The sequence below is a fragment of the Streptomyces sp. NPDC048417 genome (assembly GCF_040651615.1).
Classification (GTDB): domain Bacteria; phylum Actinomycetota; class Actinomycetes; order Streptomycetales; family Streptomycetaceae; genus Streptomyces.
Window position 1 is genome coordinate 1 of sequence record NZ_JBEZKI010000073.1, and the last position, 11,195, is coordinate 11,195.

Consider the following 11,195-nt stretch of genomic DNA (forward strand, 5'->3'; position numbering starts at 1 on the left):
GGGCGGCACGCGCGCGTGCCGCCCCACGACCGGGCCGTCGGTCACTGGGCGGCCAGTCCGCCGTTGCGCTCGTTCGGCTCCAGGTCGAACTCACCGTCCCGGGCGCCCAGCACGAAGGCCCGCCACTCCGCCTCCGTGTACCGCAGCACGGTGTCCGTATCGAGCGACGACCGCATGGCCACGGCCCCCTCGGGCAGATACGCGATCTCGACCCGCTCCTCGTCCTGCTCGGTGCCGGGCGCGCAGTGCCACTCGACGCCCGAGATGTCGAGCGCGTAGAGCTCGTCCCGTTCCCGCTCCTTGCGTGCCTTCATCTCCTCAGCCGTCTCGCTCATCCCGCGGCGACCCCTTCCCGACGACGTACGTATGCTGTGACGGTCACACTACTGGCGGTCGCCCTGTCTTCGGCTGTCTCGCCCGCTCCGAGACCGTCCCGGACATTCCTGTACTCCGGCACTGGTACCCTGGTCGACGGCCGTTTGTGTACGCACCCCCGGAGTCCCCCGCGGACCCCTGAGGCCGCGCCCAGCGGATCCCCGCCTCCCGAGTAACGGAAGCTCCCCCGAGATAAAGACCGGGGGCACTCGGTGGCCACTCAAGGACTACGAGGAGTACGCGTGTCGCTCGACGCCGCTACGAAGAAGCAGATCATCACCGAGTTCGGTACCAAGGAGGGCGACACCGGCTCCCCCGAGGTCCAGGTCGCCATGCTGTCGCGTCGGATCTCCGACCTGACGGAGCACCTCAAGGTCCACAAGCACGACCACCACTCCCGTCGTGGTCTGCTGATCCTGGTCGGTCAGCGCCGCCGCCTCCTGCAGTACCTGGCGAAGAAGGACATCCAGCGCTTCCGTGCGCTGGTCGACCGCCTGGGCATCCGCCGCGGTGCGGCGGGCGCCAAGTAAGACGCCGTGAAGGGAGCGGTTCCCGGAGACACCCGGGGCCGCTCCCTTTGCCGTACGTGCGGAAACGTGCGGAGTGTCACTCACGCTTTGTAGTGTGGTAGCACAACGCAATACGCACGACACAGAACGACGTACGGCACAGAGCAACGCCGTACGACCCAGAACGAGGAGAAGCGCACCTAAGCCGCCGCCGGTCCTCGGTAGTGGCCCCCGGGGGGAAGCGAGCCCCGGGTGCTTCGATCGAAGACCGGCCCGCACCTCACGGCGCGCTTCTCCGTAACCGTCCCCCTGCCACACGGGCCGCGCGGGACGAAAGACGACAAGTAACGGAGAAAACGCTAGTGGAGAACGAGACCCACTACGCCGAGGCCGTCATTGACAACGGCACCTTCGGCACCCGCACCATCCGCTTCGAGACGGGCCGCCTGGCCAAGCAGGCCGCCGGCTCCGCCGTGGCGTACCTGGACGACGACACCATGGTGCTGTCGGCCACCACCGCCTCCAAGAACCCCAAGGACCAGCTCGACTTCTTCCCCCTCACGGTGGACGTCGAGGAGCGGATGTACGCCGCCGGCAAGATCCCCGGCAGCTTCTTCCGCCGTGAGGGCCGGCCGTCCGAGGACGCCATCCTCACCTGCCGCCTGATCGACCGCCCGCTGCGCCCGTCCTTCAAGAAGGGCCTGCGCAACGAGATCCAGGTCGTCGCCACCATCATGGCGCTCAACCCCGACCACCTGTACGACGTCGTCGCGATCAACGCCGCGTCCGCGTCCACCCAGCTGGCCGGTCTGCCCTTCTCCGGCCCGATCGGCGGCGTCCGCGTCGCGCTGATCAACGGCCAGTGGGTCGCGTTCCCGACGCACACCGAGCTCGAGGACGCCGTCTTCGACATGGTGGTCGCCGGTCGTGTCCTGGAGGATGGCGACGTCGCGATCATGATGGTCGAGGCCGAGGCCACCGAGAAGACCATCCAGCTGGTCCAGGGCGGCGCCGAGGCGCCGACCGAGGAGGTCGTCGCCTCCGGTCTGGACGCCGCGAAGCCCTTCATCAAGGTGCTCTGCAAGGCCCAGGCCGACCTCGCCGCGAAAGCCGCCAAGCCGACCGGCGAGTTCCCGATCTTCCTCGACTACCAGGACGACATCCTGGAGGCGCTGTCCGCCGCCGTCCGCCCGGAGCTCGCCGCCGCGCTGACCATCGCGGCCAAGCAGGAGCGCGAGGCCGAGCTGGACCGCGTCAAGGGCCTGGCCGCCGAGAAGCTGCTCCCGGAGTTCGAGGGCCGCGAGAAGGAGATCTCCGCCGCGTACCGCTCGCTGACCAAGCAGCTGGTCCGTGAGCGCGTGATCAAGGAGAAGAAGCGCATCGACGGCCGCGGTGTCACCGACATCCGCACGCTGGCCGCCGAGGTCGAGGCCATCCCGCGCGTGCACGGCTCCGCCGTGTTCGAGCGTGGCGAGACCCAGATCCTGGGCGTCACCACCCTCAACATGCTCCGGATGGAGCAGCAGCTGGACACCCTTTCCCCGGTGACCCGCAAGCGCTACATGCACAACTACAACTTCCCGCCGTACTCCACCGGCGAGACCGGCCGCGTCGGCTCCCCGAAGCGCCGCGAGATCGGCCACGGCGCCCTCGCCGAGCGCGCCCTGGTCCCGGTCCTGCCGACCCGCGAGGAGTTCCCCTACGCGATCCGCCAGGTGTCCGAGGCGCTCAGCTCGAACGGCTCGACCTCCATGGGCTCGGTCTGCGCCTCCACCATGTCGCTGCTGAACGCCGGTGTGCCGCTGAAGGCCCCGGTCGCCGGTATCGCCATGGGCCTGATCTCCCAGGAGATCGACGGCGAGACGCACTACGTCAGCCTCACCGACATCCTCGGTGCGGAGGACGCCTTCGGTGACATGGACTTCAAGGTCGCCGGCACCAAGGAGTTCGTCACCGCCCTCCAGCTCGACACCAAGCTGGACGGCATCCCGGCCTCCGTCCTGGCCGCCGCCCTCAAGCAGGCCCGGGACGCCCGCCTCCACATCCTCGACGTGATGATGGAAGCGATCGACAAGCCGGACGAGATGTCCCCGAACGCCCCGCGGATCATCACCGTCAAGATCCCCGTGGACAAGATCGGTGAGGTCATCGGCCCCAAGGGCAAGATGATCAACCAGATCCAGGAGGACACCGGCGCCGACATCACGATCGAGGACGACGGCACGATCTACATCGGCGCGGTCGACGGACCGTCCGCCGAGGCCGCCCGCGCCACGATCAACAGCATCGCCAACCCGACGATGCCCGAGGTCGGCGAGCGCTACCTGGGCACGGTCGTGAAGACGACCACCTTCGGTGCGTTCGTCTCCCTGCTGCCCGGCAAGGACGGTCTGCTGCACATCTCGCAGATCCGCAAGCTGGCCGGCGGCAAGCGCGTGGAGAACGTCGAGGACGTCCTCGGCGTGGGCCACAAGGTCCAGGTCGAGATCGCCGAGATCGACTCCCGCGGCAAGCTCTCCCTCATCCCCGTGATCGAGGGCGAGGAAGAGGCTTCCTCCGAGGACGCAAAGGACGACACCGACAAGTGACGTCGAGCAGCTCCACGACGACGGCCCGCACCTCTTCGGAGGCGCGGGCCGTCGCCCGTACCCAAACCCTGATCAAGGGCGAGAACGGCATCGGCACGGTCCGCAAGACCACCCTCCCCGGGGGCCTGCGCATCGTCACCGAGACCCTGCCCTCGGTACGCTCCGCGACCTTCGGAATCTGGGCCCACGTCGGCTCCCGCGACGAGACCCCGACCCTGAACGGCGCCACGCACTACCTGGAGCACCTGCTCTTCAAGGGCACCACGCGCCGCTCCGCCCTGGACATCTCCTCCGCCATCGACGCGGTCGGCGGTGAGATGAACGCGTTCACGGCGAAGGAGTACACGTGCTACTACGCGCGCGTGCTCGACACCGACCTGCCGCTCGCCATCGACGTCGTCTGCGACATGCTGACCGGCTCGCGCATCCTCGAGGACGACGTCAACGTCGAGCGGGGCGCGATCCTCGAAGAGATCGCCATGACCGAGGACGACCCCGGCGACTGCGTGCACGACCTGTTCGCGCACACCATGTTCGGCGACAACCCCCTCGGCCGCCCGGTCCTCGGCACGGTCGACACGGTCAACGCCCTCACCGCCGACCGCATCCGCCGCTTCTACAAGAAGCACTACGACCCCACCCACCTGGTGGTCGCGGCGGCCGGCAACATCGACCACAACAAGGTCGTACGACAGGTCCGCGCGGCCTTCGAGAAGGCCGGCGCCTTCCGGACCGCCGAGGCGGCCCCCATCGGCCCGCGCGAGGGCAGCCGCACCATCCGCACCTCCGGCCGCGTCGAACTCCTCGGCCGCAAGACCGAACAGGCGCATGTCGTCCTCGGCATGCCCGGGCTGCCCCGCACCGACGACCGCCGCTGGGCGCTCGGCGTGCTCAACACCGCCCTCGGCGGAGGCATGTCCTCCCGGCTCTTCCAGGAGGTCCGCGAGAAGCGCGGCCTGGCCTACAGCGTGTACTCGTACACCTCGGGCTTCGCCGACTGCGGCCTGTTCGGCGTGTACGCCGGCTGCCGGCCCTCGCAGGTCCACGACGTCCTCAAGATCTGCCGGGACGAACTGGACCAGGTCGCCGAGCACGGCCTGCCGGACGAGGAGATCGGCCGCGCCATCGGCCAGCTCCAGGGCTCCACGGTGCTCGGCCTGGAGGACACCGGCGCGCTGATGAACCGTATCGGCAAGAGCGAGCTGTGCTGGGGCGAGCAGATGTCCGTCGACGACATGCTGGCCCGGATAGCCGCGGTGACCCCGGACGAGGTCCGTTCCGTCGCCCGCGACATCCTGGGACAGCGCCCGTCGCTGTCGGTCATCGGCCCGCTCAAGGACAAACAGGCCGCACGCCTGCACGACGCCGTCGCCTGACACACCACCGGTAAGGAACGAAGAAGATGAGCAAGCTGCGCGTGGCGGTCCTCGGCGCCCGGGGCCGTATCGGTTCCGAGGCGGTCAAGGCGGTCGAGACCGCCGAGGACATGGAGCTGGTCGCCGCCCTCGGCCGGGGCGACAAGCTGGAGGCGCTGGCCGAGTCCGGCGCCCAGGTCGCGGTCGAACTGACCACACCCGCCTCGGTGATGGGCAACCTCGACTTCTGTCTGCGCCACGGCATCCACGCCGTCGTCGGCACCACCGGCTGGACCGACGAGCGCCTCGCGCAGTTGACGGGCTGGCTGGCCCAGTCCCCGGAGACCGGCGTGCTCATCGCCCCGAACTTCTCCATCGGCGCCGTGCTGACGATGAAGTTCGCGCAGATCGCCGCGCCCTACTTCGAATCCGTGGAGGTCGTCGAACTCCACCACCCGAACAAGGCCGACGCCCCCTCCGGCACCGCCACCCGCACCGCCCAGCTCATCGCCGAGGCCCGCCGCGCGGCCGGCACCGCCCCGGCCCCGGACGCCACGGTGACGGCGCTGGACGGCGCGCGCGGCGCCGACGTCTACGGAATCCCCGTGCACGCCGTCCGCCTGCGCGGTCTCCTGGCCCACCAGGAGGTCCTGCTCGGCGGCGAGGGCGAGACCCTCACCATCCGCCACGACTCCCTCCACCACAGCAGCTTCATGCCGGGCATCCTGCTCGGCGCCCGCCGCGTGGTCACCGCTCCGGGCCTGACCTTCGGCCTGGAAAACTTCCTGGACCTGGGCTGATACGAGACCTCTGACATGCGCGCGAAGCTCTCCTACGCCCTGACGGCCGCCGTACTGGTCTTCTACTTCGTCCTGGTCGGCAGCCGGGGCGTGATGCTCATCCAGACCGGCACGGTCCTCACCGTCACCTTCGGGGTGGCGGTGCTGATCCTGCCGGTCATCGGCGTGTGGTTCCTGTGGAAGAACACCCAGTTCGTCCGCCGGGCCAACGCCCTCGCCGCGGAACTCGACGCCGAGGGCGGCCTGCCCGTGGACGAACTGAAGCGCACCCCCGGCGGCCGCATCGACCGGGACTCCGCCGACGAGGTCTTCGCAAGGCGCAAGGCCGAGACCGAGGCCGCCCCCGACGACTGGCGCAGCTGGTTCCGGCTCGCCGTCGCCTACCACGATGCCCGGGACACCCCGCGCGCCCGCAAGGCGATGCAGCGTGCCATCGCCCTGCACGACGGCAGGCCGCTGGAGGCCTGAGCCGCACCCCGCACACGCGGCAGGGGCCGGTCCGCATCACGCGGACCGGCCCCTGCCGTATGCCACCGGAGGGCGCTCAGCCGCGCCCGTACTCCGCCGCCCACGCCTCCACCGCGTCCGCGGCACGGTCGAAGGCCGACGCCCGGCCCAGGAAGTCCATCCCGTGCGTGGTCAGCAACGGCTCCATGCCGTCCGACGACCTGTCCTTGCGTACGAGCGTCAGCGCCTGCCCCTGCACCGTGCGCGGCAGCCCCAGCCAGCGGACCGGCTGCTGCGCCGTGCGCACCGAGACGACCCGCTTCCAGGGCACCGTCCGCGTGTAGAGCAGACCGACCTGGCGCACCCCGCGCGCGCTCACCCACACGCCCATGCGCAGTATCCGCAGGGCGCCGGCGATGATCAGCAGGGCGATGCCGAGGACCGCCCCACCGGAGGAGAGCGAGTCGGTCAGGGCCAGCGCGACCGCCGCGAACAGTACGAACGAGGCGAGCAGCAGCCACAGGGCGGCCCCGCCCACACGCCACGGCCCGGGCCGGTAGGGGCGCCGCCAGCGGTCCCGGTCGTCGTAGGGCAGGGCGCTGTCGAGTGCCGCGTCATCGGTGCGGTCGGCCATCAGGAAGGGCAGGGGCACGGCTGGTCCTCACTCAATCCATGCATGGGCTGTGCCCGGTGAGGCTATCCGCCCGTGTCCCCGCTCACCACTCGCGGGGGGCCGGAAGAGTCAGTGCCCCTGAGAGGCCTGCGACTGCTGGGTCCCCGTGTCGGACGGCGTGGACAGCGCCGGCATGCCCAGGACCAGTGAGCCCACCATCCCGGCGACGATGGTCAGTCCGAGCAGCCAGCGCCCGGCTATCTGACTCACGGACGACCGCTGACGGGGCGGGGGAGCGACATTGCTGCGGAACTTGTCGGCTTCGGCGATGAAGGCGAACGGTACGGGTTGGCGCCTGGGGGCACCTCCCAGCGGTAGCTGGGGGAGGAACATCGGGGGCGTCTCCTCTCTGGAACTGCGGGAAGGGATCGAACGAATCGCTCTCACCAACACAGACGAGCGAACGTAGCGATAGGTGCCCGGTTGCCCCGAATTCACAGAACTTCACCGAAGTTGGCCAAAGATGTCGCGCCCCGGCACCGAACGCCCTGATGTCGGTGCCGGGCCGTAGAGTGGGCGCCGCCCGAGAGACGTGATGGAAGGACCTTCCGAGCCGTGACCGACACCCCCGCCGACGACCTCAAGCCCAGTTTCCGGAGCGATGTCACCGTCGAGCTGGTCAAGCACAGCGCGGCCGACTCCGACGTGCTGTGGGCCGCCCGCGTCTCCACCGCCGGCGAGCAGTCTCTGGACGAGCTGAACAAGGACCCCGAGCGTTCCAAGGGTCTGATCAACTACCTGATGCGGGACCGGCACGGCAGCCCCTTCGAGCACAACTCGATGACCTTCTTCATCAGTGCGCCGATCTTCGTCTTCCGCGAATTCATGCGGCACCGGGTGGGATGGTCCTACAACGAGGAGAGCGGCCGCTACCGCGAGCTCCAGCCCGTCTTCTACGTCCCCGGCGAGTCCCGCAGGCTCGTCCAGGAAGGCCGCCCCGGCAAGTACGTCTTCGTCGAGGGCACCCAGGCCCAGCAGGAGCTCGTCGGCCGGGTGATGGAGGACTCCTACCGCGAGGCGTACGAGGCCTACCAGGAGATGCTCGCCGCCGGTGTCGCCCGCGAGGTGGCCCGGGCGGTGCTGCCCGTCGGACTCTTCTCCTCGATGTACGCCACCTGCAACGCCCGCTCGCTGATGCACTTCCTCGGCCTGCGCACCCAGCACGAGCTGGCCAAGGTGCCGTCCTTCCCGCAGCGGGAGATCGAGATGGTCGGCGAGAAGATGGAGGCGGAGTGGGCCAGGCTCATGCCGCTCACCCACGCCGCCTTCAACGGCAACGGCCGAGTCGCGCCGTAACCAGGCCGTTCTGCCGTGCGTCTCGCGGTGCGTTTTGGTGCGCGATCTGTCGTGCGTCTTGTCGTGCTCGGCACAGATGTACGGATCAGCCGGGCGAGGTGTCCGTATTGCGGCATTAAGCGAAGTTCATCTAGCCTGATCAAACGGACCCGGCACTGCTTGAACCCCCGAGCAGGCAGTGCCGGGCTCCGCATTTGTCCGGACTTTCCCCGCACCCCAAGGGCAGACCGCGCCGTGAGCACCGAGTAGCGTGTAACCCATGGCTCCGACCTCCACTCCGCAGACCCCCTTCGGGCGGGTCCTCACCGCCATGGTCACGCCCTTCACGGCGGACGGCGCACTCGACCTCGACGGCGCGCAGCGGCTCGCAACCCACCTGGTGGACGCAGGCAACGACGGCCTGATCATCAACGGCACCACCGGTGAGTCGCCCACCACCAGCGACGCGGAGAAATCGGAGCTGGTACGAGCCGTACTGGAGGCGGTCGGCGACCGCGCCCACATCGTGGCCGGAGTCGGCACCAACGACACCCACCACAGCATCGAGCTGGCCCGCCAGGCCGAGCGCGACGGCGCGCACGGCCTGCTGGTCGTCACGCCGTACTACAACAAGCCCCCGCAGGAGGGCCTGTACCGGCACTTCACGACGGTGGCCGACGCCACCGGGCTGCCCGTCATTCTCTATGACATCCCCGGCCGCAGCGGCGTACCGATCAACACCGAGACGTTCGTCCGCCTGGCCGAGCACCCGAGGATCGTCGCCAACAAGGACGCCAAGGGCGACCTCGGCCGCGCGAGCTGGGCCATCGCCCGGTCCGGCCTCGCCTGGTACTCCGGCGACGACATGCTCAACCTGCCGCTGCTCTCCGTGGGCGCCGTCGGCTTCGTCTCGGTCGTGGGCCATGTGGTCACCCCGGACCTCAGGGCCCTCGTCGAGGCCTTCACCTCCGGTGACGTACAGAAGGCCATGGAGATCCACCAGAAGCTGCTCCCGGTCTACACCGGCATGTTCCGCACCCAGGGCGTCATGACGACCAAGGCCGCGCTGACCCTCCAGGGGCTGCCCGCCGGGCCGCTGCGCGCCCCCATGGTCGAATGTTCGGCCGAGGAGATCGCCCAGCTCAAGATCGATCTTGCTGCCGGCGGGGTACAGCTCTGACAACAGACTTCACGCGGACGTCCGCGTAGCAAGGCTTAACAACTGAATACGGCGGGACGCCGGTGCCCGCATCCCACAACGACAACTGCTTATGCACGAACGTCATCCACGCCACGTGCCCGACCGGTACGTGGCGTGGGTGGTGAGGAGAGTCTTTTGAGTCATCCGCATCCTGAACTCGGCCCGCCGCCCCAGCTCCCCGAAGGCGCCCTGCGCGTCACCCCGCTCGGCGGGCTCGGCGAGATCGGCCGAAACATGACCGTCTTCGAGTACGGCGGCCGTCTGCTGATCGTTGACTGCGGGGTGCTCTTCCCCGAGGAGGAGCAGCCCGGAATCGACCTGATCCTGCCGGACTTCACGTCCGTCCGGGACCGTCTCGACGACATCGAGGGCATCGTCCTCACCCACGGCCACGAAGACCACATCGGCGGCGTCCCCTTCCTGCTCCGCGAGAAGCCGGACATCCCGCTCATCGGCTCCAAGCTGACCCTCGCCCTCATCGAGGCGAAGCTCCAGGAGCACCGCATCCGCCCGTACACCCTGGAAGTGGCCGAGGGGCAGCGCGAGCGCATCGGCCCCTTCGACTGCGAGTTCGTCGCCGTCAACCATTCCATCCCGGACGCCCTGGCCGTGGCCATCCGCACCCCGGCCGGGATGGCGGTGCACACCGGCGACTTCAAGATGGACCAGCTCCCGCTGGACAACCGTCTGACGGATCTGCACGCGTTCGCACGGCTGAGCGAGGAAGGCATCGACCTTCTTCTGGCCGACTCGACGAACGCCGAGGTCCCGGGCTTCGTCCCGCCCGAGCGTGACATCTCGAACGTCCTGCGCCAGGTCTTCGCCGGAGCCCGAAAGCGGATCATCGTGGCGAGCTTCGCCAGCCATGTCCACCGCATCCAGCAGATTCTGGACGCGGCCCACGAGTACGGCCGCCGGGTCGCCTTCGTCGGCCGTTCCATGGTCCGGAACATGGGCATCGCCCGGGACCTGGGCTACCTCAAGGTCCCGCCGGGCCTCGTCGTCGACGTCAAGACGCTCGACGACCTCCCGGACAGCCAGGTGGTCTTGGTCTGCACGGGCTCCCAGGGCGAACCGATGGCCGCCCTGTCCCGGATGGCCAACCGCGACCACCAGATCCGTATCGTCGACGGCGACACGGTCATCCTGGCCTCGTCCCTGATCCCCGGAAACGAGAACGCGGTCTACCGCGTCATCAACGGCCTGACCCGCTGGGGTGCCAACGTCATCCACAAGGGCAACGCCAAGGTGCATGTTTCCGGGCATGCCTCCGCCGGTGAACTGCTGTACTTCTACAACATCTGCCGGCCGAAGAACCTGATGCCGGTGCACGGTGAATGGCGCCATCTGCGTGCCAACGCCGAACTCGGCGCCCTGACGGGCATCCCGCACGACCGCATCGTCATCGCCGAGGACGGCGTGGTCGTCGACCTGGTCGAGGGCAAGGCCAAGATCTCCGGCAAGGTCCAGGCGGGCTATGTGTACGTCGACGGTCTCTCCGTCGGCGATGTCGGCGAGCCGGCCCTGAAGGACCGCAAGATCCTCGGCGACGAGGGCATCATCTCGGTCTTCGTCGTGGTCGACTCCTCCACCGGCAAGATCACGGGCGGCCCGCACATCCAGGCCCGCGGCTCCGGCATCGACGACTCGGCGTTCGCGGCCGTCGTCCCGAAGATCTCGGAGGTCCTGGAACGCTCGGCCCAGGACGGGGTCGTGGAGCCCCACCAGCTGCAGCAACTCATCCGCCGGACCCTCGGTAAGTGGGTCTCGGACACGTATCGCCGCAGGCCGATGATCCTCCCGGTCGTCGTGGAGGTCTGACCCGCGTTCGGGGCCACGAACGGCCTCTCGTACGCGCGGACATGGAGCGGGGGGGGGGGGCGGGGGAGGGGCGGGGCGCCCCCCCCCCCGCGAAGGAGGACGCCCCCCCCCGCGGCCCCCCCCCGCGGGACGGACGGGACGGAGACCCCCC

The 11,195-nt window shown here is 69.2% G+C and carries 11 protein-coding genes; 8 read left to right on the top strand and 3 right to left on the bottom strand.

Translation table 11 applies throughout. The features are described 5' to 3' along the window. Nucleotides 1-41 precede the first annotated feature (41 nt). Nucleotides 42-335 (bottom strand): DUF397 domain-containing protein, encoded by a 294-nt coding sequence (locus AB0D59_RS50765; protein ID WP_362579929.1) that lies wholly within the window; start codon nt 333-335, stop codon nt 42-44. A gap of 282 nt (nt 336-617) precedes the next feature. Here AB0D59_RS50765 and rpsO point away from each other — a divergent pair, with 282 nt between their 5' ends. The 5 genes from rpsO (at nt 618) to AB0D59_RS50790 (ending at nt 6,095) form a co-directional block, all read left to right on the top strand. After that, nucleotides 618-905 carry a 30S ribosomal protein S15 gene (rpsO, locus tag AB0D59_RS50770; RefSeq protein ID WP_089098391.1) on the top strand — a complete coding sequence of 96 codons (288 nt, stop codon included), beginning with the start codon at nt 618-620 and terminating at the stop codon, nt 903-905. A gap of 341 nt (nt 906-1,246) precedes the next feature. Continuing rightward, the gene (locus AB0D59_RS50775; protein WP_362579933.1) at nt 1,247-3,472 is read left to right on the top strand and encodes a polyribonucleotide nucleotidyltransferase; all 2,226 of its coding nucleotides are present in this window, start codon (nt 1,247-1,249) and stop codon (nt 3,470-3,472) included. Beyond that, entirely contained in the window at nt 3,469-4,848 is a 1,380-nt protein-coding gene (locus AB0D59_RS50780) for a pitrilysin family protein (RefSeq protein ID WP_362579936.1), read from the top strand. The genes AB0D59_RS50775 and AB0D59_RS50780 overlap by 4 nt, the downstream gene beginning before the upstream one ends. A gap of 26 nt (nt 4,849-4,874) precedes the next feature. Continuing rightward, the gene (gene dapB / locus AB0D59_RS50785; protein WP_362579939.1) at nt 4,875-5,627 is read left to right on the top strand and encodes a 4-hydroxy-tetrahydrodipicolinate reductase; all 753 of its coding nucleotides are present in this window, start codon (nt 4,875-4,877) and stop codon (nt 5,625-5,627) included. 15 nt (nt 5,628-5,642) lie between these two features. Continuing rightward, the gene (locus AB0D59_RS50790; RefSeq protein WP_362579941.1) at nt 5,643-6,095 is read left to right on the top strand and encodes a hypothetical protein; all 453 of its coding nucleotides are present in this window, start codon (nt 5,643-5,645) and stop codon (nt 6,093-6,095) included. Between the two features lie 76 nt (nt 6,096-6,171). On the opposite strand, the gene AB0D59_RS50795 is transcribed toward AB0D59_RS50790, so the two are convergent. Together AB0D59_RS50795 and AB0D59_RS50800 are read right to left on the bottom strand one after the other, a co-directional pair. Next, nucleotides 6,172-6,726, bottom strand: a complete 555-nt coding sequence (locus tag AB0D59_RS50795; protein ID WP_362579943.1) for a hypothetical protein — start codon at nt 6,724-6,726, stop codon at nt 6,172-6,174. A 90-nt stretch (nt 6,727-6,816) separates the two neighbouring features. Further along, nucleotides 6,817-7,080, bottom strand: a complete 264-nt coding sequence (locus tag AB0D59_RS50800) for a hypothetical protein (RefSeq protein WP_362579946.1) — start codon at nt 7,078-7,080, stop codon at nt 6,817-6,819. A 222-nt stretch (nt 7,081-7,302) separates the two neighbouring features. Here AB0D59_RS50800 and thyX point away from each other — a divergent pair, with 222 nt between their 5' ends. From thyX to AB0D59_RS50815, 3 genes are all read left to right on the top strand, one after another. Then, nucleotides 7,303-8,043 (top strand): FAD-dependent thymidylate synthase, encoded by a 741-nt coding sequence (gene thyX / locus AB0D59_RS50805; RefSeq protein ID WP_362579949.1) that lies wholly within the window; start codon nt 7,303-7,305, stop codon nt 8,041-8,043. A 259-nt stretch (nt 8,044-8,302) separates the two neighbouring features. Next, nucleotides 8,303-9,202, top strand: a complete 900-nt coding sequence (gene dapA / locus AB0D59_RS50810; protein ID WP_362579952.1) for a 4-hydroxy-tetrahydrodipicolinate synthase — start codon at nt 8,303-8,305, stop codon at nt 9,200-9,202. A gap of 156 nt (nt 9,203-9,358) precedes the next feature. After that, nucleotides 9,359-11,044, top strand: coding sequence for a ribonuclease J (locus AB0D59_RS50815; RefSeq protein WP_362579955.1), 1,686 nt, complete (start codon nt 9,359-9,361; stop codon nt 11,042-11,044). Nucleotides 11,045-11,195: the final 151 nt, after the last annotated feature.

What these genes read in the sequence shown, in the direction of transcription:
- AB0D59_RS50765 (WP_362579929.1), bottom strand. Translation starts at nt 335, where the DNA reads ATGAGCGAGACGGCTGAGGAGATGAAGGCACGCAAGGAGCGGGAACGG.
- dapB (WP_362579939.1), top strand. Translation starts at nt 4,875, where the DNA reads ATGAGCAAGCTGCGCGTGGCGGTCCTCGGCGCCCGGGGCCGTATCGGT.
- AB0D59_RS50790 (WP_362579941.1), top strand. Translation starts at nt 5,643, where the DNA reads ATGCGCGCGAAGCTCTCCTACGCCCTGACGGCCGCCGTACTGGTCTTC.
- AB0D59_RS50800 (WP_362579946.1), bottom strand. Translation starts at nt 7,080, where the DNA reads ATGTTCCTCCCCCAGCTACCGCTGGGAGGTGCCCCCAGGCGCCAACCC.
- dapA (WP_362579952.1), top strand. Translation starts at nt 8,303, where the DNA reads ATGGCTCCGACCTCCACTCCGCAGACCCCCTTCGGGCGGGTCCTCACC.